13 protein-coding genes are annotated in these 21,464 nt (G+C 66.0%); 7 read left to right on the top strand and 6 right to left on the bottom strand.

Annotated features, from left to right (window positions below):
• Nucleotides 1–98: 98 nt before the first annotated feature.
• Complete coding sequence (locus IWX85_RS13870; RefSeq protein WP_036809881.1) at nt 99–569, bottom strand: RidA family protein; 471 nt, start codon at nt 567–569, stop codon at nt 99–101.
• A gap of 282 nt (nt 570–851) precedes the next feature.
• On the opposite strand from IWX85_RS13870, the gene IWX85_RS13865 reads away from it, so the two are divergent.
• The 4 genes from IWX85_RS13865 to IWX85_RS13850 all read left to right on the top strand — a co-directional run bounded on the left by IWX85_RS13865 (nt 852) and on the right by IWX85_RS13850 (nt 6,837).
• The gene (locus IWX85_RS13865) at nt 852–3,380 is read left to right on the top strand and encodes a DNA internalization-related competence protein ComEC/Rec2 (protein ID WP_231379775.1); all 2,529 of its coding nucleotides are present in this window, start codon (nt 852–854) and stop codon (nt 3,378–3,380) included.
• 91 nt (nt 3,381–3,471) lie between these two features.
• Nucleotides 3,472–5,004 (top strand): circularly permuted type 2 ATP-grasp protein, encoded by a 1,533-nt coding sequence (locus tag IWX85_RS13860; RefSeq protein ID WP_036809884.1) that lies wholly within the window; start codon nt 3,472–3,474, stop codon nt 5,002–5,004.
• Nucleotides 5,005–5,006: 2 nt separating this feature from the next.
• A complete protein-coding gene (locus tag IWX85_RS13855; RefSeq protein ID WP_196870121.1) occupies nt 5,007–5,969 on the top strand; it encodes an alpha-E domain-containing protein in 963 nt (320 codons plus the stop codon).
• A gap of 46 nt (nt 5,970–6,015) precedes the next feature.
• Nucleotides 6,016–6,837 carry a transglutaminase family protein gene (locus IWX85_RS13850; RefSeq protein ID WP_036809890.1) on the top strand — a complete coding sequence of 274 codons (822 nt, stop codon included), beginning with the start codon at nt 6,016–6,018 and terminating at the stop codon, nt 6,835–6,837.
• A gap of 120 nt (nt 6,838–6,957) precedes the next feature.
• On the opposite strand, the gene IWX85_RS13845 is transcribed toward IWX85_RS13850, so the two are convergent.
• Nucleotides 6,958–7,944, bottom strand: a complete 987-nt coding sequence (locus tag IWX85_RS13845; RefSeq protein ID WP_196870120.1) for an MDR family oxidoreductase — start codon at nt 7,942–7,944, stop codon at nt 6,958–6,960.
• A gap of 223 nt (nt 7,945–8,167) precedes the next feature.
• On the opposite strand from IWX85_RS13845, the gene IWX85_RS13840 reads away from it, so the two are divergent.
• Nucleotides 8,168–14,215 carry a DUF3320 domain-containing protein gene (locus IWX85_RS13840; RefSeq protein WP_196870161.1) on the top strand — a complete coding sequence of 2,016 codons (6,048 nt, stop codon included), beginning with the start codon at nt 8,168–8,170 and terminating at the stop codon, nt 14,213–14,215.
• 228 nt (nt 14,216–14,443) lie between these two features.
• Here the strand turns inward: IWX85_RS13840 and mltB are convergent, their stop codons facing one another.
• From mltB to IWX85_RS13820, 4 genes are read right to left on the bottom strand one after another with little or no spacing between them, the layout of a single operon-like run.
• Nucleotides 14,444–15,559 (bottom strand): lytic murein transglycosylase B, encoded by a 1,116-nt coding sequence (gene mltB / locus IWX85_RS13835; RefSeq protein ID WP_196870119.1) that lies wholly within the window; start codon nt 15,557–15,559, stop codon nt 14,444–14,446.
• A 30-nt stretch (nt 15,560–15,589) separates the two neighbouring features.
• A complete protein-coding gene (locus IWX85_RS13830) occupies nt 15,590–17,656 on the bottom strand; it encodes a DUF3488 and transglutaminase-like domain-containing protein (RefSeq protein WP_196870118.1) in 2,067 nt (688 codons plus the stop codon).
• Nucleotides 17,650–18,678, bottom strand: a complete 1,029-nt coding sequence (locus IWX85_RS13825) for a DUF58 domain-containing protein (RefSeq protein WP_196870117.1) — start codon at nt 18,676–18,678, stop codon at nt 17,650–17,652. Before IWX85_RS13825 ends, IWX85_RS13830 begins: the two co-directional genes overlap by 7 nt.
• A gap of 20 nt (nt 18,679–18,698) precedes the next feature.
• Nucleotides 18,699–19,619, bottom strand: a complete 921-nt coding sequence (locus IWX85_RS13820) for a MoxR family ATPase (protein WP_036809902.1) — start codon at nt 19,617–19,619, stop codon at nt 18,699–18,701.
• Nucleotides 19,620–19,660: 41 nt separating this feature from the next.
• Between IWX85_RS13820 and IWX85_RS13815 the strand changes: the two genes are divergently transcribed.
• Together IWX85_RS13815 and IWX85_RS13810 are read left to right on the top strand one after the other, a co-directional pair.
• Nucleotides 19,661–20,614, top strand: coding sequence for a histone deacetylase family protein (locus IWX85_RS13815; protein WP_036809905.1), 954 nt, complete (start codon nt 19,661–19,663; stop codon nt 20,612–20,614).
• A 10-nt stretch (nt 20,615–20,624) separates the two neighbouring features.
• Nucleotides 20,625–21,446 carry an enoyl-CoA hydratase gene (locus tag IWX85_RS13810; RefSeq protein ID WP_196870116.1) on the top strand — a complete coding sequence of 274 codons (822 nt, stop codon included), beginning with the start codon at nt 20,625–20,627 and terminating at the stop codon, nt 21,444–21,446.
• The last annotated feature ends 18 nt before the right edge of the window (nt 21,447–21,464 follow it).

Genomic DNA, 21,464 nt, shown 5'->3' with positions numbered 1-21,464 from the left:
GGGCGCCCACTCTACACCCGCAAGGGGTGCGCTTTCAAGCTGGGCAGCAGCCGACAGACGCTGCGGCCGGCTGCCATTTCAGCGGGGCTTGCGCTGCGTCAATCGACTTCGGCAATCAGTTCGATCTCGACGCAGGCGCCCAGCGGAATCTGCGCCACGCCAAATGCGCTGCGGGCATGCTTGCCGGCGTCGCCAAACACCTCGCCGAGCAGTTCGCTGCAGCCGTTGGTGACCAAGTGGTGCTCGGTGAAGTCGCCGGTCGAGTTGACCAGACTCATGACCTTGACGATGCGCCTGACCTTGCCCAGGTCGCCCACGGCGGCCTGCAGGGTGCCCATCAGGTCGATGGCGATCAGGCGGGCGGCAGCCTTGCCTTCCTCGGTCGTCACGTCCTTGCCCAACTGGCCGGCGATGACCTGGCCGTCACGCTTGGCCAGATGGCCGCTCAGGAACACCAGGTTGCCGGTGCGCACGAAGGGCAGGTAGGCGGCCGCCGGCGCGGCGACTTCGGGGAGGGTGATGCCCAGGGACTTGAGTTTGGCATGGACGGGATGGGTGCTGGTGGTCATGGTGGTCATGGTGGTGGGTGGGTGTAAAGGGAAAAAACGGGGCTGATGTTCGCCTGCGCGGAAAAGTCCGGATTGTGAAGCCGGAAAATTACATGAAACAAGTCAAATACGGTGTTTGCGCAACAGTTGCGGGCATGCCATGCTATGAATAAAAAAGCACTGGTGGCCCCGGCGCTTTGGCATATTAACGCACTGCAATCGCGCGCTTGAAGCGATGTAAGCTCTGCCATGGGCCGGTTTTTCAAGCCGGCGTGTGCCTGCCACCCGTCCAGAAAGACCTCCTTGCGTTCTTCCATTGCCACCGGCCGTGCAGGCTTCGGGCCTGCGTTGGCCGGTCTGGTTGCGGGCGTGGCCTGGCAGTTGCAGCAGTCCGCGCTGTGGCCTGCCGACCGCTATGCCGCGCTGGCGGCATTTGCCCTGGTGCTGGCGGCTGGCGGCTACGCGTTCAAGGCAAGGCACCTTGAACGCCCGGCTTCCCGGATGGCTGGCGTACTGGTGTTTTCCATGGCCCTGCTGTTGGGCTTTGGCCTGACCGGCTGGCGGGCCATCGCCTTCCAGGCGACCGCGCTGAATCCGTCGTTGGAAGGCCGCGACATCGACGTGACCGGCACGGTGATGGCGATGCCGCAGATCGGCGAGGATGCGGTGCGCTTTCGCCTGGAGGTGGCGTCGGCCCGCCTCGACGGCCGGGCGGTGACGCTGCCGCCGCAGATCATGCTGGGCTGGTATTCGGGTTTCGCAGCGCGCGATACCAAAGCCACGTCGGTCGAAAGCAGCGACGCGTCCGAACTGGCGCTCGACCTGCAGCGCCAGCCGCAGCCGCTGCGCGCCGGCGAGCGCTGGCGGATGACGGTGCGGCTCAAGGCGCCGCACGGCAACAGCAACCCGCATGGCTTCGACTACGAGCTCTGGCTTTGGGAGCAGGGCATTCAGGCCACCGGTTATGTGCGCGCCGGGCCGCAGGATGCGCCGCCGCTCAGGCTGTCCAGCGACTGGCGCCATCCGGTGGAACGCGCCCGCCAGTCGGTTCGCGAGGCGATTTACCGGCAGGTGGACAACCGGCAACTGGCTGGCGTGCTGGCCGCACTGGTGGTCGGCGACCAGAACGCCATCGAGCGCGCCGACTGGGACGTGTTTCGCGCCACCGGTGTGGCCCACCTCATGAGCATCTCGGGGCTGCACATCACGATGTTCGCCTGGGTCGCGTCGCTGCTCATCGGCAGGCTGTGGCGCGCTTCGGTGCGGCTGACGCCCCGGCTGTGCCTGGCGTTGCCGGCCAGCAGCGCCGGCGCGCTGGGCGGGCTGCTGCTGGCGGCGCTGTATGCCCTGTTTTCGGGTTGGGGCGTTCCGGCGCAGCGCACCATCTGGATGCTCGCCACGGTCGTCATGCTGCGCCAGGGCAGCCGGCACTGGCCGTGGGCCCATACCTGGCTGCTGGCGATGGCGGTGGTCGTCATGCTCGACCCGTGGGCGCTGCTGCAGGCGGGATTCTGGCTGTCGTTTGTCGCCGTGGGCGTGCTGTTTGCTACCGATTCACGCGCTGAAGGCGCAGGCCAGCAAAGCGCAGAGTCCTTGTCAGATTCAAAATTTCTGCCCTGGTGGCTGCACCGGCCGTTGTATGGCCTGTGGCGCACGGCGCGCGAGCAGTGGGTCGTCACGCTGGCGCTCACGCCGCTGTCGCTGCTGTTGTTCAACCAGGTGTCGCTGGTTGGCCTGCTGGCCAATGCCGTCGCCATTCCATGGGTCACGCTGGTCGTCACGCCGCTGGCGCTGCTGGGTGTCATTTATGCACCAATATGGGAAATGGCTGCCTGGGCGGTCGGGTTGCTGACGGGGGGTCTGCAGGGGCTGGCCGGCTGGCCGATGGCTTCGGTCAGCGTCGCCGCAGCCCCTTTGTGGTGCGCGCTGGCCGGCGTGCTGGGCGGCGGGCTGATCGCCCTGCGCCTGCCCTGGCCCTGGCGCCTGCTCGGTGTTCCGCTGCTGCTGCCGGTGCTCCTTTGGCAGCCGGCCCGCGTCGCGCCGGGCCAGTTTGAATTGCTCGGGGCCGACATCGGCCAGGGCAATGCCGTCCTGGTGCGCACGGCCAGCCACAGCCTGCTGTACGACACCGGTCCGCGTTTTTCACGCGAAAGCGATGCCGGCCACCGGGTGCTGGTGCCGCTGCTGCGGGCGCTGGGCGAACGCATCGATATTTTGATGCTCAGCCACCGCGACAGCGACCACACCGGTGGCGCCCCGGCTGTGCTGGCCATGCAGCCGCAGGCCCGGCTGCTGTCTTCCATCGAGGACGGCCATCAACTTCAGGCACTGCGCCCGTCAACGCGATGCATCGCCGGCCAGCGCTGGGTTTGGGACGGCGTCGATTTCGAAGTACTGGCACCAGCGGCGGGCGACTACGACGTGCCGAACAAGTCCAACGCCATGAGTTGTGTGCTGCGCATTTCCAATGGCGCGCAGACGGCCCTGCTGGCCGGCGACATCGAGGCGCCGCAGGAAGCCCGACTGGTGGCCGGCGATCCGGCCCGCTTGAAAGCCGACTTCTTGCTGGTGCCGCACCATGGCAGCAAGACCTCGTCAAGCCCCGGCTTCCTCGACGCGGTGCAGCCCCGTCTGGCGCTGGCCCAGGCGGGCTACCGCAACCGCTTCGGCCATCCGGTCGCCGTGGTGGCGGCGCGCTATGACGAACGCGGCATCCGACTGGTGCGCTCGCCTGCGTGCGGCGCAGCGACCTGGCAGAGTTGGGAGCCGGCGCATCTCACCTGCCAGCGGCATGCACAAAAACGCTATTGGCAACCCCGGGAGGGTCTTTAATATCTTCTGGCCTACATTTTCATGGCGCATTACTTGCTAAGCTATAAAAAAATTATTCAATGATTGCAAACCCAGACGGAAATTCAAGCTTATGAGCCCACCGATGTTTGACGAGATGAATGCCAGCACGACCAGCGTGCGCAAACACTACCAGGGTTATCAGCGCTGGCTGGCACAGCAGCCATCCGACGTCATGCAGGCGCGCCGCGCCGAGGCAGAAATGATTTTTCGCCGGGTCGGCATCACGTTTGCCGTTTATGGCGACAAGGACGAGGACGGCTCCGGCGCCGAGCGGCTGATTCCGTTCGACCTGATCCCCCGCATCATTCCGGCGCACGAATGGGCGTCGATGGAAAAGGGCCTGATCCAGCGTGTCACCGCGCTCAACCGCTTCATCCATGATGTCTACCACGACCAGGAAATCATCAAGGCCGGCCACATTCCGTCCGAGCAGATTTTCCAGAATTCGCAGTTCCGCCCTGAAATGATCGGCGTCAACGTGCCGGGCAACATCTATTCGCACATCAGCGGCATCGACATCGTTCGCGCGCCCAACGCCCAGGGCGAGGGGGAATACTACGTGCTCGAAGACAACCTGCGGGTGCCCAGCGGCGTGAGCTACATGCTGGAAGACCGCAAGATGATGATGCGGCTGTTCCCCGAACTGTTCAGCAGGAACCGCGTCGCGCCGGTCGAGCACTACCCCGACCTGCTGCTGGAAACCCTGCGCGCCATGGCGCCGCCCGCCACCGCCGAGCCGACCGTGGTCGTGCTGACGCCCGGCATGCACAACTCGGCGTATTTCGAGCATGCGTTTTTGGCCCAGCAGATGGGCGTCGAACTGGTCGAGGGCCTGGACCTGTTCGTCAAGGACAACTTCGTCTACATGCGCACCACGCGCGGCCCCAAGCGGGTCGATGTGATCTACCGCCGGGTTGACGACGATTTTCTCGACCCGCTGGCGTTCCGGCCCAATTCAACGCTCGGCTGCGCCGGCCTGCTCAACGTCTACCGCAGCGGCAATGTCGCCATCTGCAACGCCATCGGCACCGGCGTCGCCGACGACAAGTCGATTTACCCCTACGTGCCGAAGATGATCGAGTTCTATCTCGGCGAAAAGCCGATCCTCAAGAACGTCCCGACCTTCATGTGCCGCAACCCGGAAGACCTGAAATACACCCTGGCCCACCTCAAGGATCTGGTGGTCAAGGAAGTCCATGGCGCCGGCGGCTACGGCATGCTGGTGGGGCCGGCCGCGTCGCAGGCTGAAATCGAGGATTTCCGGCGCGCCCTCATTGCCAATCCGTCGGGTTACATTGCCCAGCCGACGCTGAGCCTGTCCACCTGCCCGACCTATGTCGAAAGCGGCGTGGCGCCGCGCCACATCGACCTGCGGCCTTTCGTGCTGAGCGGCAAGGACGTGCAGATGGTCCCCGGTGGCCTGACGCGGGTGGCGCTCAAGGACGGCTCGCTGGTGGTCAATTCGTCGCAGGGCGGCGGCACCAAGGACACCTGGATACTGGAGGCCGATGGCGCTTCCTTCCTGCCGCCTGAGACACAAACGCCGTCGCAGTCGCAATCACAGTCGCAATCCGTCACCGTCACTGTCGCCGAGGGAACCTGAACATGCTGTCACGCACTGCCGATCACCTGTTCTGGATGTCACGCTACACCGAACGCGCTGAAAATACCGCCCGCCTGCTCGATGTGAACTACCAGACCTCGCTGCTGCCGCAGTCCACCGCCGATGTGCAGACCGGCTGGCGCGGCCTGCTCAGCATCAGCGAGCTCAAGCCCGCCTATGCGGCGCGCTACGGCGAGAGCATCACCGCCCAGGACGTCATGGACTTCATGGTGCGGGACGAGAAAAACCCGTCCAGCATCGTGTCCTGCCTGAAGAATGCGCGGGAAAACGCCCGTGCGGTGCGCGGCACCCTGACCACCGAGGTCTGGGAAACCCAGAACCAGACCCACCTCGAAGTCATCCGCATGCTGCGCGCCGGGGATTTCGAGCGGGACCCGGGCAAGTTCTTTGAATGGGTCAAGTTTCGCTCGCACCTGTCGCGCGGCGTGACCACCGGCACCATGCTGCAGGACGAGGCCTATCATTTCTTGCGTGTCGGCACCTTCCTGGAGCGCGCCGACAACACCGCCCGGCTGGTCGATGTGAAGTTCCATGCCATCCAGAGCGACTTTCCCACCGTGGCGGGCGAGGAGGAGCAAGAGCACGATTTTTACCACTGGAGCGCGATTTTGCGCAGCGTCTCGGCCTTCGAGGTTTACCGCAAGGTCTACCGCGACGTGATCAAGCCCGAGCGGGTGGCCGAGTTGCTGATCCTGCGCCCGGACATGCCGCGCTCGCTGCTGGCCTGCCTGAACGAGCTGATCACCAACCTGTCGATGGTCACCAGCGACCCGCTCAGCGAAACCCAGCGCCGCGCCGGCAAACTGCGCTCGGACCTGCAGTACGCCCGCATCGACGAAATTTTGTCGGCCGGCCTGCATGCCTTCCTGATGCAATTCCTGGACCGCGTGAACGAACTCGGCGCGCACATCAGCCGGGAGTTCCTGGTTCCGGTGACGCGTTGAACGCGCTGAGCACGGTGCCGGCCGCGATTCCTGCAAAGGCCTTGCCATGAAGCTGCACATCAAGCACACCACCGACTACCGCTACACCGAGCCCCTGCGCTATGCCCTGCAGACGCTGTGGCTCACGCCTTTGAGCGGGCCGGCGCAAACCGTGGACTTCTGGAGCCTGGGCGCGCCCGAGGAACTGTTTGCCCAGACCGACGCCTTTGGCAACAGCATCCACTCCTATACCTTTGTCGGCGAACTGACCGACAACGTGCGCTGGAGCCTGGTGAACGCCGCCGGCGTGGTGGAGACCCTCGGCGTTGCCGAATTCACCGACGGGCAAGGCATGCCGCTGCCGCAGCTTTACCTGCGCGAGTCGCCACTGGCCCGGCCGCATCCGCGCCTGGCCGAGTTCGGCCGCCGCTTCATCGCATCCCCGGCACTTGACGGAACAGCCGATTTGCAAGCGATTTTGGCCTTGGCCGCAGGTGTGGCGGGCGTTGTCAGCTATCAAAAAAATAGTACTACTGTTACCACCACAGCATTGCAGGCGTTCGAGGCCGGTGCCGGCGTGTGCCAGGACCAGGCGCATGTGATGGTGGCCATCTGCCGCAGCCTGGGGATTCCGGCGCGCTACGTCAGCGGCTATTTTTACGCCGCCAACGAGCCCGACCTGGCCAGCCATGCCTGGGCCGATGTCTGCCTGGACGTGGCCGGTCGGCGCTGGGTCAGCATTGACGTGACCCACCGCTGCGTGATTGACGAGCGCCATGTGCGCCTGGCAATGGGCACCGACTACAGCGCCTGCCCGCCCATCAAGGGCGTGCGGCACGGCGGCGGCGAGGAGTCGATGACCGTCAGCATCACCATTGAGCCGGTCTGAGCCTGACCTTGCCGCGAATCACCGCTCGGCACTGCTGCTTCAGATGGAAAACGGATGGCGGTGCCAGCAGCTGATACCTGGTGTCAACAACCGACAGCGCGGGCTGGCTTGGCCAGGCCGTCAAGCGGCCAGATCAACCCGCACCCGGCCGCGCACCTGGCCCGCCAGCAGGCGCGGTGCCAGCGCAGCCACTGTTTCCAGTGCGATGGTTTCGGTATTGGCTTCAAGCACATCGGCAGGCAATTCGCGCGCCAGCCGTTCCCAGGCCGTCAGGCGTTTGGCCATGGGCGCTTGCACGCTGTCAATGCCAGCCAGCGTGATGCTTCGCAAAATGAAGGGCGCCACGCTGGCCGGAAAATCCATGCCCTGTGCCAGACCACACGCCGCCACGGTGCCGCCGTATTTCAGACTGGCGCAGATGTTCGCCAGCGTGTGACTGCCCACGCTGTCCACGGCGGCGGCCCAGCGTTCCTTTTGCAGGGGCTTGCCCGGCGCGCTTAAGGTGGCGCGGTCGATCAGTTCGGTGGCGCCGAGTTGCTTCAGGTGGTCGGCCTCGCCCATCCGGCCGGTCGAGGCATGCACTTCAAAGCCCAGGCGGGCGAGCAGCGCGATGGCAATGCTGCCGACGCCGCCGTTTGCGCCGGTGACCAGCACCGGGCCAGCCGCCGGCGTGATGCCCCGGTCCTGCAAGGCCATGACGCACAGCATCGCCGTGTAGCCGGCCGTACCGATGGCCATGGCCTGGCGCGCATCCATGCCTGCGGGCATCGGCACCAGCCAGTCGGCCTTGACCCGTGCCTTTTCGGCCAGGCCGCCCCAGTGGCCTTCGCCGACGCCCCAGCCGTTGAGCAATACCGCGTCACCCGGCTTGAAACGCGCATCCAGGCTTTCGGCCACCGTGCCGGCCAGGTCAATGCCCGGCACCATCGGGAACTTGCGCACCACCGGCGACTGGCCGGTGACGGCCAATGCGTCCTTGTAGTTGACGGTCGAATACGCCACGTTGACGAGCACCTCGCCTTCGGGCAACTGCGCCTCGTCAAGCGATGCCACGTCGGCAAGCGTCGTGCCTTCAGGGGTTTTGGTCAGCAGCAGGGCTTTGAACATGGGATTTCCTTTGGCTTGGTGATTGAATTCTTGGCGGGAGCGCGCAAGCATCGTACCGCGGCAAAATCCATGCACTATCGGCTTGTGTTTCATCCCGTTGCATCTGGCGCATCCAGTTTCACAGGACAACTCACCGCATAATTCTGCTGTCCTCCATGCCTGTGGGCTGCCCCTGAAATCGGGCATTCGCCCCGCCAAAAATTCCCCGAAAAGTCGAGTCTTGATGCGTTATTTGCAGAACGAACCCCAGGCCATGGACGGCGCGATGGCGCCCGTGCCCGCCGCCGCCCCTGAAACAAAAATCCGGATCGACATCGAGGCCGACCCCACGACCGGGTACGCCGCGATCCAGAATGCCGTGCCGGTGGTGCGCGCGTTGCGCCTGACCAACCTGCAGCCAGAAGAGATCGGGCAACTCGAAGTGACGATTTCATGCAGCCCCGCCTTTGCCCGCGGCCTGACACTGCGTTTCGACAAGCTGGCCGTCAGCGAAACCCGGCGCATCTCGCCGCTGGACCTGCTCCCCGACCATGATTTTCTGGCTGACCTGAAAGAGTCGGTCAACGCGTCCATCCGGGTGGTGGCCACCGCCGGCAGCCAGGAACTGGCCAGCGTCAGCCAGCCTGTCCAGGTGCTGGCCTATGACCAGTGGGCCGGAACGCGCGCGCTGCCCGAACTGCTGGCGGCGTTTTGCATGCCCAATCATCCGGCGGTCGATGGCCTGATCGGCAAGGCGTCCCGGCTGCTGCGCGCCAGCCATCCCGAGCTGTCGATGAACGGCTACCAGGCGAAAAGCCGCGATGTGGTCTGGAAACAGGTGTCCAGCCTCTACAGCACGATTGCGGCGGAAAACCTGCAATATGCCCTGCCGCCGGCTTCCTTTGGCAGCGATGGCCAGAAAATCCGCACGCCCGACCGCATCCTGGAGGCGCGCGTCGCCACCTGCCTGGACCTGGCGATGCTGTTTGCCTCGTGCCTGGAGCAGGCCGGCCTTCGACCGGTCATCCTGGTCAAGGAAGGCCATGCCTGGGTCGGCGTCTGGCTGCACCTGGCGTCTTTTGCCGATGTGCTGGTCGATGATGTGCAGGCCATTCGCAAGCGTGTCGACAGCGGTGAGTTGCTGGTATTTGAAACCACCGGCGTGGCCCGGCACGCCAGCCAGCGGCCCTCGCTGCGGGTCGCCATGGCGCAGGGCCATGCCCAGTTGCTCGAAGACGCCAGCTTTCGCTATGCCGTGGACATTCACCGCGCCCGCGAGGCGCAGATCAAGCCGCTGCCGTCGCGCGCGCTTCCCGCCGTACCGGGCGAGGCGCTGCCAGAGCCTGCGCCAGCGGCCATTGAAGCGATGCCGCTGCTGCCGTCGCTCGACGCCGATTCGCTGGCGCCGCTCAACGTGCGCGCAGACGACACGCCCGAGGGCCGGCTGTCAACCTGGAAATCGCGGCTGCTCGACCTGACATTGCGCAACCGCTTGCTCAACTTCAAGCCGACCAAGGCCACGCTGCAGTTCGTCGCGCCCGACCTGGCCCGGCTGGAAGACGCGCTGGCCGACGGCGCCGAATTCAGGATCCGGCCGCTGCCCGAACTGATGGAAGGCACCGACCCACGCATGGCGCAGGTGCATACGCAGCGCGCAGGCAGTACGCCGCTGGACGACATGGCGCTGGAGGCGCTGGGCAACCGCGAATTGCTGGCCCGGGCCACGAAGGACGCGCTGGACGGCAACCTGCTGGCCGTCTACAGCGCCGCCCGCACCGGGCTGGAAGAGGGCGGTGCCAACACGCTTTACCTGGCGATTGGCCTGTTGCGCTGGACCGAAGCCGACAATGCCGAGGCGGTGCACCTCGCGCCGCTGCTGTTGATCCCGGTCACGCTGCAGCGCCAGTCGGTGCGCAGCGGCTTTCGATTGACGCGCCATGACGACGAGGCCATCGTCAACCCGACGTTGCTGCACCTGCTGAAAACCAGCTTCGAGCTGAAGGTCGCCGGCCTGGAGTCGGTGCCGTCGGACGACAAGGGCATTGACGTGGCACAAGTGCTGCAATCGTTCCGGCTGGCGGTGCGCGACATTGCCCAGTGGGAAGTGCTGGAACAGGCGCACCTGGGCATTTTTTCGTTCACCAAGTACCTGATGTGGAAAGACCTGCAGGACCGCACCGAGCAGCTCAGGCAAAACCGGGTCGTCAGGCATTTGATCGACAAGCCCGGCGAGGCTTTTCCGCGCGAAGGCACGCCTGGCGAATTCGACCGGCTCGACGCCACCCATCGCCCGCAGGACATCCTGGCGCCTTTGCTGGCCGACTCGTCGCAGCTCAAGGCGATCTGTGCGGTCGATGCAGGCCGCGACCTGGTGCTCGAAGGCCCGCCCGGCACGGGCAAGAGCCAGACCATCACCAACCTCATCGCGCACAGCCTGGCCAGGGGCAAGACGGTGCTGTTTGTCTCGGAAAAAATGGCCGCGCTGGAGGTGGTGCACCGGCGCTTGAGCAGCATCGGGCTGGGTCCGTTCTGCCTGGAACTGCATTCATCCAAAGCGCGCAAGACCGACGTGCTCCAGCAACTCGGCCAATCGCTGGCCATCAATGCCCAGCGCACGGCCGATGACTGGGCGCGCGAGGCCGACCGGCTGGGGCAGATGCGCCAGTCGCTCAACGGGCTGGTCGATTCGCTGCACCGCGAATACCCCAATGGCTTCACTGTTTTTGAGGCGACCGGCATCTGCATTGCGCACACCGGCCAGGAGGCCTCAAGCATGCCGTGGAGCGACCCGCTGACGCACGACCGGGCGGCGCTGGACCGGCTGGAGGAAACCGTCCGGCGCATGGCCTCGCTGGCCGGCGCGTTACAAACGCTTCAGGCGCATCCGCTGGCCCTCATCGGCCAGACCGACTGGTCGCCTTCCTGGCAGGATGAACTGCTGGGCGCTGCCCGGTCGCTGGATGCTGCATGTGTGTCGCTGCAGGAAAAATCTTCTGGATTTGAAGTGCTGACCGGACAGCCCGCAGTCGGCCTGAGCCTGCAGGCACATGCCGCGCTGGACGAGCTGGCCGATGTGCTGCTGCAGGCGCCCAATGTGCCCGCCGGGCTGGCCGGCCAGGCGCACGAGCCGGGCACCCGCGCCCGGGTACATGCGCTGGCGCAGCATGGCCTGGCGCGCAACCGGCATTGGCAGCAGGTCGGCCTCGGCTGGACGGAGCAGGTCGCCACGCTCGATGCCACCGAGCTGCAAGCGCAATGGGCGCAGGCCCGTTCCGATTGGTGGCCCAAGTCGATGTTGGCGCAGCGCGCCATCACCGGCCGCCTGAGCGGCTTTCGCCGCGACGGCCAGCGGCCGCTGGATACCGATGTGCAGGCGCTGCTGGCGCCGCTGGCGGCGCTGAACGAGGAAGACCGGGCGCTGCGCGCGATGCAGCCAGACGCCGAGGCGCTGCTGCAGGAATCGTATGCCGGCTTGGCGACCGACTGGGCCAGCCTGGCCGGCCATGAGCAGTGGGCGAAGCAGTTCGGCGATGCGGTCACGCGGGTGGCGGGCGCTGATCTGGCACGGCTCGCGCCCTTGCACCAGGCGCTGGCACCGCTGGTGTCCGATGGCCGTGCGGCCTTGTCCGCCAGTGGCGCTGCCGGTGCTGCCTTGCTGGCATACCGGAACGCCTGGCGTGAATTCAGCCAGCAACTCGAAGCCCTGGCCGCGCTGGCGCAGCTAGTCGAACCCTTGCAAGGCCCGGTGGGTGCCGGCGCCGCGCTGGCGCGAATCCAGGGCGTGCTGGGTGCCTGGCAAGCCAGCCGCCGGCAGCTCCAGCCCTGGTGCCTGTGGCGCAACGTTCGCGGCCAGGCCATCGACCAGGGCCTGCAGGCGCTGGTCAGTCGCCTTGAAAGCGGGGCCGTGCCGCTAACCGATGTTGTGTCGCATTTCAACTACAGCTACCGCAACTGGTGGCTCAAACGGACCATCGACCAGGACCCGCTGCTGCGCGGCTTTTCCAGTGCCGACCAGGCACGCAAGATCCGCGAGTTCCGCGAACTTGACGCCCGTTTCCAGACGCTGACGGCGCAGTACATCGTCGCCACCCTGTCGGGCCGCATTCCGTCGATTTCCGGCGATGCCGTCGGCCCCGACAGTGAACTGGGCCGGCTGCGGCGCGAGCTGCAAAAGCAGCGCCGGCAGATGCCGGTGCGCCAGCTGGTGCACGGCTTGCCGACACTGCTGCCTAGGCTCAAACCTTGTTTGCTGATGTCGCCGCTGTCGGTGGCGCAGTACTTGGACGCCGGTTATGCGCCCTTCGACCTGGTGGTGTTTGACGAGGCCTCGCAAATTCCGGTCTGGGACGCGATTGGCGCCATTGCCCGGGGCCGGCAGCTGGTGGTGGTGGGCGACCCCAAACAGCTCCCGCCGACCAGCTTTTTCAGCAAGTCCAGCGACCCCGACGGCGGCGGCGCGGGCGACGAACAGGTCGAAGACCTGGAAAGCATTCTGGACGAATGCCTGGGCGCCGGCATGAACCGCCTGAGCCTGCAGTGGCACTACCGAAGCCGCCACGAAAGCCTGATCACCTTCAGCAATGTCAACTACTACGCGTCCAGCCTGGTCACCTTTCCCTCGCCGGTCACCCACGACAGCGCGGTGCGCTTCGAGCATGTCCATGGCGTGTACGACCGGGGCGGCAGCCGCACCAACCGGGCTGAAGCTGACGCGATTGTCGAAGGCATCAGCGCGCATTACCTGGCACCGGAAAAAAAGCAGCTGACGCTTGGTGTGGTGACCTTCAACCAGACCCAGCAGCAGCTGATCGAGACGCTGCTCGATGCCAGGCGCCGCAGCCACCCCGAACTTGACCGGGCGATCGCAGCGCGTGCCAGCGAGCCGCTGTTCATCAAGAACCTGGAAAACGTGCAGGGCGACGAGCGCGACGTGGTCTTTTTCTCGATCACCTACGGCACCGACGCCGCCGGCAAGACGATGATGAACTTCGGGCCCTTGAACGGCGAGGGCGGCCAGCGCCGGCTGAATGTGGCGATTTCGCGGGCGCGCGAAGCCGTCGTCATCTACAGCACCCTGCTGCCCGGGCAGATCGACCTGGCCCGCGTGCGCGCCGCCGGGGTACGCGACCTGAAGCATTACCTGGAATTCGCCATCCAGGGTTACCGCGCACTGGCCAGCCAGAGCCTGCCGACGGGCCGCGAGCCCGACAGCCCGTTCGAGGTGGCGGTGATCCGGCTGCTGCGCAGCCAGGGCTGGGAGGTGCATCCGCAGGTCGGCTGCTCGGGCTACCGGCTGGACATCGGCGTGGTCGACCCGCGCGCGCCGGGCCGCTACCTGGCCGGCATCGAATGCGACGGCGCCGCCTACCATTCGGCGGCCAGCGCGCGCGACCGCGACCGGCTGCGCCAGTATGTGCTGGAAAACCTGGGCTGGACCATCCTGCGCATCTGGTCCACCGACTGGTGGCTCGACCCCGAAGGCGAGATGGAAAAGATCAGCCAGCGGCTCCAGGCGATTCAGGCGCTGCCAGATTTAAGGCAGACAGCACAGGCCACCGGGGCACAGGGTGCCATGCCGGAGCCGGTTGTCGTCGAGGCGGAACCGGACCTGCCGGATGAACACGCCGATGCTCAAGCCCATGCACACGCCCCTGCGCCGCCCGAAGTTGCCGGGGAAGCGGTCCAGGTCCACGAAGCAGGTGCACAAGCGCATGCGCTGGCCGGTCCGGGCGAAGCGCTGGAAATCTACCGCCACGCCCTGTTGCCTGCCGGCGACCCTTTGCTGTTCCATGCACCGGACGCATCGGAAGTCCTGGTCGAGCACCTGACGCGGGTCATCGACGGCGAAGGGCCGGTCACCGAAGGCAAGCTGTTTCGCCGGGTTGCCCGCGCCTGGGGGCTGGAGCGGTGCGGCGCGCGGGTGGTCGAGCGTCTCAGGGGGCTGGTGCCTGACCGCATGGTTCGCACCATCGAGGGGGATGAAATTTTCTACTGGCCTGCCGGATCGGACATCAGCGCGTGGGAGCGCCTGCGCATTGCCGATGCTGGCGACGAGCTGACACGCCGGCGCATCGACGAAGTCTGCCTGGAAGAGATTTCAGCGCTGGCCCACCATGTGCTGCAACAGGCCGGCGCCGCGTCCCGGCAGGATGTGGCCCGGTCGGTGTGCCGGCTGCTGGGCATGACGCGCATCCCGGCCGAAGCACAAGCGCGCACGGATGAAGCGCTTGACCGGCTGCTGGCGCTGGAAATTGTTGCGGAACTGGCCGGTCAGGTGCGGCTGGCGGAATGACACGGTGGGCATGGCCCGATGGGCTGCTTCAGGCGCGTCGCGCATGCCCGCTATCGTTTGAATAGCTGCTTGTGCTTGTCGGTATTGCGCAAACGCACTGTTTTTCTGTTTTTTCAAGACCAAGGGGCGTCCCGTTGAAGGTGGCCCGTGGCACCTGCCAAATCTTCCAACCCCGGCGCGGACGGAAATCCGTGATCCCTTGCCGTTGTCGACAGCAGGCTTCAAACGCTAGCGCCCGTTGCCGTTGCCGTTGCCGTTGCCCATGGCCTGCGCCACTTCGCGCCCCAGCTCAATCACCGACAGCGCGTAATAGCTGCTCCAGTTGTAGCGCGTGATGACATAAAAATTTTCGGTGCCGGCCACGTAGCTTGGTGCGTCCGGGCCGTTGAGCAGCTCGACCAGCGCCAGCGGGCCTTGGTGTTCCAGCGCCGGGCCTTCGAGCACCGCGCCCTTGGCCATGAAGCTGGGAACGCCGAAGGTCGGCAGGATGTCGGGCGCCATCAGCGCGTCCATGTCCAGGCGGGACGCGTCAAAACTGACCGGGTAGTGCGTCGGCATGCCGGGCTGCCAGCCGTAGGCCTTGAAATAGCTGGCGACCGAGCCGATCACGTCGGCCGGGCTGTTCCACAGGTCGATGGTGCCGTCGCCGTCGAAGTCCACCGCGTGCCTGGCCTGGCTGGAGGGCATGAACTGCGGCATGCCCATTGCGCCGGCATAGCTGCCCAGGGGCTTAAAAGGATCGGCGTTGCGGCGGCTTTGCATCGCCAGGAACTGCTCGATCTCGCCCTTGAAATAGTCGCTGCGCTCCTTCGCGCGCGCATGGCTGGCGGGAAAGTCGAAGGCCAGCGTGGCCAGTGAATCCATCACCCGGAAGCTGCCGGTGTTGCGGCCGTAGATGGTTTCAACGCCGATGATGCCGACGATGATCTCGGCCGGAACACCGTAGTCGGCTTCGGCGCGCGCCAGGCTGCTGCGGTTGGCCTGCCAGAAATCGACACCGGCGCGTATCCGGACCGGGTCGATGAAGCGGCTACGGTAGGCGCGCCAGTTTTTCACGAAAGTTTTCGTCGGCGGCTGCATCAGCCGCGACACGGTCGGGTTGAAACGCGACTGGCCGATGGCTTGCCGCACCCACGCGGGGTCGAGGTTGCGTCGGCTGGCCAGGTCGTCGGCAAAGTGCATCGCGTCCTCGCGGGTGGCGTACAGCGGCCCCTGCGACTGCCCGGTTCCGGCGGAAACTTTGTTTTTCAAGGGTTTTGCTGCTTCTGCGCTTGCCAGGCATGCGCTTGCAGCTATAAAAAACAGAGCAATCTTGAATCGGAGCGAACGGATTTGAATGGTCATGCAGGGAAGTGAATAGGCTAGAGGCGGATTTTAAGCAGGCCAGCGCAGGCGGCTGTATTGCTGCCGGAGGTGTCCCAGCTGGCGATGCGTCGGCTGGACCCGGACTGGCGTTGTCGCGGTGGTGGTCGTGGTCGCGCCGGGTGAAGGGGCGGTGCCGGCATAGCGCTGCATTTCCAGTTGCATCAGCCAGTCATGCAGCGGTTGCCCCTGGGGGCCGTATTTTTGCAGCACCTGCCGGGCCAGCTGGCGCGGCGACGTGGCGGGCGTGCTGTCGATGCCGGTCCGGGCGAGCCGCTTGCGCGCCTGCTCCAGCAGCCGCAGCCACGGATCGTGCTGGCTGCGCTCCCACCAGGCCCAGCCGCCGCCGGCCACGCTGGCCAGCACCACGGCGCCGATCAGCAGCGTGGCCAGGTCTTCCCAGCCGGGGGATTCGAAGCCGATGTCTTTCAGCAGGTTCAGCTGCCGGCCCTGGGTGTAGTTGAGCACCCACTGGGACCAGCCGTTGTTGACGGCTTCCCAGGTGGCGCGCACGCGGCCCGACAGGTTCGGGCTCAAATTGCCGAAAGCCTGCGCGACGGCGCCCCGGGGCGGAGCCAGCCGCTGGAAGGCGCCGGTGCGTCCGGGCGCCACGGCCGAGGTCGGGTCGACGCGCATCCAGCCGCGTCCCGCCTGCCAGACCTCGACCCAGGCATGGGCGTCGCTTTGCCGCACCACCCAGAAGCCGTCCACGGCGTTCATCTCGCCGCCCTGGTAGCCGGTGACGATGCGCGCCGGTATGTCGAGCGCGCGCATCAGGATGACAAAACTCGACGCAATGTGCTCGCAAAAGCCTTCCTTGCGGTCAAACCAGAACTCGTCGGCGGTGTTCCGGCCATAGGCGCCCGGCTCCAGCGTGTAGCTGTAGCCCCCCAGGCGCAGCCGGTCCATCGCCACTTGCACCAAACCAGCGGCGTCGGCCTGGGCATAGCGCGGATCGCGCCGAAGTTCGCTGGCCAGCGCCAGCGTGCGCGGGTTGAAACCCGGCGGCAAATCGACGAACTCCTGCAGGCCCAGCACCTGCTGCGCCGGCCCATGGCTGAAGTGCGGGTAACTGACGGCCTGGTAGCGGACCAGGTCGGTGATGGGCCGGTTGGCCAGCCACTGCAGGTCGTCCTGCATCACCGCGCGGTAGCCGGGCAGTACCGGGCTTTGCGCCGCCGCTTCGAGCAGGAACAGCCAGGGCTGGTTGGTCGGCTGCAGCGTGACTTCATACGGCACGGGCTGGCCGGAAACCTGCAGGTCGGCGGGCAGGGCGTAGCGTGCTGGCAGGCTGGCGCGCAAGGGCAGCCACTGCCGGCCGTCAAAGCTGGACAGCACCGGCCCCCGGAGGTAGAGCTCGCGCTGCGGCGGCGTCTCGCCCTCGAACTTGATGCGCATGGCCACGCTGTTGTCCATCGCCAGCGTGGCGATGCTGCCGACTTCCATGCTGGCGCTCAGGCCGCTGCGCCCGGTCATGGCATCGCTGGGCACGCCCCACAGCGGCGCCATGCGCGGAAACAGCACGAACAGCACCAGCATGAGGGGCGCGCCGAGCAGGGCCAGGGTGCCGGCGGTCCTGGCGGCCTGCGCCAGCGGCGGCTTGCCGACCGGCATGTGGGCATTGACCAGCGCCGTCAGCAGGCCCAGCAGGCCAATCACCATGCTGACGGCGGTCAGCAGCGACTGCGAATAAAAAAAGTTGCTCAGCATGCAGAAAAAGCCAAGAAAAAAGACCACGAAGGCGTCGCGCCGGGCGCGCAATTCCAGCGTCTTGAGCGTGATCAGCACCACCAGCAGCGTCACGCCGGCGTCGCGGCCCAGCAGCGTGCCATGGCTGGCATAGGTCGCGGCCAGCGTCAGTACCAGCAGCACCAGCAGCCAGCGCTTGGCGGGCAGGGCGCGGCCATCAAGCGCCAGCCAGCCGCGCCACAGCAGGACCACGCCTGCGCCCAGGCTGCACCACAGCGGCAGCCGGCCTGCCTGCGGCAACAGCACCCAGCCGATGACCGCGAGCAGGAACAGCGTGTCGCGGCCGTCGCGCGGCAAGCTTCGCAGCGTGGCCAGCCCGGGTGTCAGCATGTGGCCAGCGCTTCCAGGCAATGGCGCTTGTGGGCTTCGCCGCTGGCCGGAGCGATGTCGCCAGCGCTCAATCTCAGGCCGTAGCGCAGGCCAAGACGGTCGGCCTGCAGCACCCAGGCGCAGAGCCGCGACAGCTGGCGTTCCAGGTCCGGCGGACCGGCCTGCCGGATGTCGAGCCAGAGCTCGTGGCGCTGGGCCTGCTGGGTGTCGCGCACCACCAGCCCGGCACTTTCACCGCCGTGGTCGCCGGCCTTGGCGGCTTTTTTCCAGAGCACGTTTTTCAGCGGATCGCCGCGCCGGTAGCCGCGCACGCCGTCGAATTCGCCGCTGCTCTGCGCACGCGCTGCATCGCCCGCGCCCTGGGCGCGCGGCTCGCCAAGCGGCAGCGGCGGCGGGCTGGCCTCGGGCGCGGGGTACACCATGACCTGCGCGGCGGGTCGCCAGACCGTCCAGACCCGGAAGGTGCCCAGCGGAAAACGCGTTTCGGCCGTCAGCGTCGGCAGGCGGTGCAGGCCGCGCCGCTGCGGCGTGAAGGCCACCTGCACCAGGCTGCTGCCTTGCGCCGGCACGTCGGTCCAGGCCCAATGCCGCCCGGCGCCTGGCTGGCCGTCAACCGCCTGCGGGTCCAGCAAGCTCAGGCCGATGCCGTGGCGCACGGAGCGTCGCGCATTCGTGAGTTTGATGTCAAAAGCAGTGTTCGCGCCCGCGTAGTGGTCGTTTGGTGCTATCAAATTCATGGCAAGACCGCGCAGCGTGCCGTGGCACACATGCATGCCGACCAGCGCGGTTCCGGCCAGCAGGAAGGTCAGCAGGTAGCCCAGGTTGAGCTGGTAGTTGATCGAGGCGACCAGCAGCACCAACAGCGTCAGGAACAGCATCAGGCCGGGGCGCGTCGGCAGGATGTAGACGGTCCGCTGGGTCAGCGTGACGCTGTCGGCCAGCGGCAGACGGGCTTCGAACCAATGTCGAAGGCGTGTCCTTGCAAACGACAATGGCTTGGAAAGAACAGCGAATGCGGCCATGAGAACAGAAGGACTGCGGCTCAGGGCAGCGGCACGGCGTCGAGCATGGCGCGCACCTGCTCGATCGCGCCCCGCCCGGCACTGCTCACCGGCACCAGCCGGTGCGCGGCGGTCTGCGGCAGGATGGCGGCAATGTCGTCCGGCGCGACGTAATCCCGGCCGCTCAAGAAGGCCTGCGCCTTGGCCGCCCGCATGATGGCAATGCCGGCGCGCGGGCTCAGCCCCTGCACAAACCAGCGGCCCGACCGGGTCGCGGCGATCAGGTCCTGCAGGTAGTTGAGCAGTGGCTCGGCGGCATGCACCTGCTGGACCCGCTGCTGCAGTTCCAGCAACTCGTGCGGCGCCAGCATGGCCGGCAGGGTGTCGAGCATCTGGCGCCGGTCAGTACCCTTGAGCAGTTCACGTTCGGCGGCGCGGTCAGGGTAACCCAGCGAAATCCGCATGTGAAAACGGTCGAGCTGCGACTCGGGCAGGGCGTAGGTGCCGAGCTGGTCATGCGGGTTTTGCGTGGCAATGACGAAAAACGGCAATGGCAGGGGGCGTGTCTGGCCTTCGATGGTCACCTGCTTTTCTTCCATGGCCTCCAGCAGCGCGCTCTGCGTCTTGGGGCTGGCGCGGTTGATCTCGTCGGCCAGCAGCACCTGGGCAAACATCGGCCCGGGGTGGAACACGAAGCTTTCCTTTTGCCGCTCGTAGATCGACACCCCCGACAGGTCGCTGGGCATCAGGTCGGCGGTGAACTGCACGCGTGAAAACTGCAACCCGAAAGAGCGCGACAGCGCATGCGCCAGGGTGGTTTTGCCGACGCCTGGAACGTCTTCAATCAACAAGTGGCCGCCCGCCAGCAGGCAGGCCACGCAGTCGCTGACCTGGGCGGTTTTGCCCACAATCACCGTGTTAAGCTGATTCAGGAGCGCCTGAAGTTTTTCTTTTGCATGCATGCTTCGAACCATAACGTAATTTTTAACATGATTTACTCATCATGAACAAAACCGGCTATTTCACCCATATGGATTGCTGGAAGCATGAAATGGGGCCAGGCCATCCCGAATGTCCCGAGCGGCTCGATGCCATCGAGCGCCAACTGTTGGCGTGCGGGCTGGCCGATTTGCTGGCGCGCCGGGAAGCGCCGCTCGCCGCCATTGGCGACATCGAACTGGCGCACGACCGCATGCTGGTGGCGGCCATTCGCGGCCTGGGCGAACAGCTCGCCGACGACATCGTGGCCGGTGGCCCGAGCCATGTGCAGATCGACCCCGACACCATGATGAATGTCCACACATGGCGTGCCGCCCTGCGCGCGGCGGGCGCGGCCATTGCGGCCACCGACAGCGTCATCGCCGGAGAAATGGCCAATGCCTTTTGCGCGGTGCGGCCGCCGGGCCACCATGCCGAGCGCAGCAAAGCCATGGGATTCTGCTTTTTCAACAACATCGCCATTGCCGCCAAGTACGCGCTGGAACGCCACGGCCTGAAGCGCGTCGCCATTGTGGATTTCGACGTGCACCACGGCAACGGCACCGCAGACATCATCCAGGGCGATGAGCGCATCCTGATGGTGAGCTTTTTTCAGCACCCGCTGTTTCCGTTCAGCGGCGCCGACAGCGAGGCGCCGAACATGCTCAACCTGCCCGTGCCGGCGCATACCCGGGGCATGGACGTTCGCGAACTGATCGACATGATGTGGATTCCCCGGCTGGAAGACTTCAAGCCCGAAATGATCTTCATCAGTGCCGGTTTTGACGCCCACCGCGACGACGAACTCGGTCAGATGAACCTGAATGAACAGGATTTCGCCTGGATCACTGCACGTATCAAGCAGGTTGCCGACCGCCATGCCAGGGGCCGCATTGTGTCGTCTCTGGAGGGCGGCTACAGCCACGGCGCACTGGGCCGCAGCGTCGAGGCGCATCTCCGCGTGCTGGCTGATTTATAGGAATTTGTTCATGAGCGTTATTTCCCTGGCCGACGTCTCGTCGCCGCTGCTGCACACCCGGGACGAGCACGGCGTTCACCGCCTGGTCTTGAACCGGCCGGCAACCTTCAATGTGCTGGGCGAGGACATGCTGTCCGCGCTGCAGTCGGCGCTCGACGCCATTGCGCTGGACGAATCGGCCCGCATCGTGGTGCTGTCAGCGCAGGGCAAGGCCTTTTGCGCTGGTCACAACCTCAAGGAAATGCGCGTCCGGCCCGAACTGGCCTATTACCAGAAGCTGTTTGCGCAGTGCAGCCGCATGATGCTCTGCATCCAGAAGCTGCCGGTGCCGGTGATTGCCCGGGTGCAGGGCCTGGCGACGGCCGCCGGTTGCCAGCTGGTGGCGCAAAGCGACCTGGCCGTGGCCGCCAGCCAGGCCAGCTTCGGCGTCAACGGCATTGACGTGGGGCTGTTCTGCGCCACGCCCAGCGTGCCGCTGGTGCGCAACATGCCGGCCAAACAGGCCATGGAAATGCTGCTGACCGGCGACTTCATCAGCGCCGACGAGGCGCGCGTCCGGGGGCTGGTGAACCGCGTCGTGCCGCTGGAGGCGCTCGACGACGAGGTTGAAAAAATGGTGCAGGCCATCCTGTCCAAGCCGCGCGAAGCCGTCGCCCTGGGCAAGGCGCTGTTTTACCAGCAGCGTGAAACCGGTATTGAGGCGGCCTACCAGCTGGCCGGGCAGACCATGGCCTGCAACATGATGCATCCCGTCGCGCAGGAGGGTGTGCAGGCCTTCATCGAGAAACGAAAACCGCAGTGGCCGGTGCTGGTGCCGGTGCCGGCGCCGTGAGCCTGGCTGAGGCTCCTC

The sequence above is a fragment of the Polaromonas sp. CG_9.11 genome, assembly GCF_015752225.1.
Taxonomy (GTDB): domain Bacteria; phylum Pseudomonadota; class Gammaproteobacteria; order Burkholderiales; family Burkholderiaceae_C; genus Polaromonas.
This window is presented reverse-complemented; position numbering and strand designations above follow the sequence as displayed.

What these genes read in the sequence shown, in the direction of transcription:
- IWX85_RS13850 (WP_036809890.1), top strand. Translation starts at nt 6,016, where the DNA reads ATGAAGCTGCACATCAAGCACACCACCGACTACCGCTACACCGAGCCC.
- mltB (WP_196870119.1), bottom strand. Translation starts at nt 15,559, where the DNA reads ATGACCATTCAAATCCGTTCGCTCCGATTCAAGATTGCTCTGTTTTTT.
- IWX85_RS13870 (WP_036809881.1), bottom strand. Translation starts at nt 569, where the DNA reads ATGACCACCAGCACCCATCCCGTCCATGCCAAACTCAAGTCCCTGGGC.
- IWX85_RS13830 (WP_196870118.1), bottom strand. Translation starts at nt 17,656, where the DNA reads ATGCTGACACCCGGGCTGGCCACGCTGCGAAGCTTGCCGCGCGACGGC.
- IWX85_RS13855 (WP_196870121.1), top strand. Translation starts at nt 5,007, where the DNA reads ATGCTGTCACGCACTGCCGATCACCTGTTCTGGATGTCACGCTACACC.
- IWX85_RS13810 (WP_196870116.1), top strand. Translation starts at nt 20,625, where the DNA reads ATGAGCGTTATTTCCCTGGCCGACGTCTCGTCGCCGCTGCTGCACACC.
- IWX85_RS13815 (WP_036809905.1), top strand. Translation starts at nt 19,661, where the DNA reads ATGAACAAAACCGGCTATTTCACCCATATGGATTGCTGGAAGCATGAA.
- IWX85_RS13860 (WP_036809884.1), top strand. Translation starts at nt 3,472, where the DNA reads ATGAGCCCACCGATGTTTGACGAGATGAATGCCAGCACGACCAGCGTG.
- IWX85_RS13840 (WP_196870161.1), top strand. Translation starts at nt 8,168, where the DNA reads ATGCGTTATTTGCAGAACGAACCCCAGGCCATGGACGGCGCGATGGCG.
- IWX85_RS13825 (WP_196870117.1), bottom strand. Translation starts at nt 18,678, where the DNA reads ATGGCCGCATTCGCTGTTCTTTCCAAGCCATTGTCGTTTGCAAGGACA.
- IWX85_RS13820 (WP_036809902.1), bottom strand. Translation starts at nt 19,619, where the DNA reads ATGCATGCAAAAGAAAAACTTCAGGCGCTCCTGAATCAGCTTAACACG.
- IWX85_RS13845 (WP_196870120.1), bottom strand. Translation starts at nt 7,944, where the DNA reads ATGTTCAAAGCCCTGCTGCTGACCAAAACCCCTGAAGGCACGACGCTT.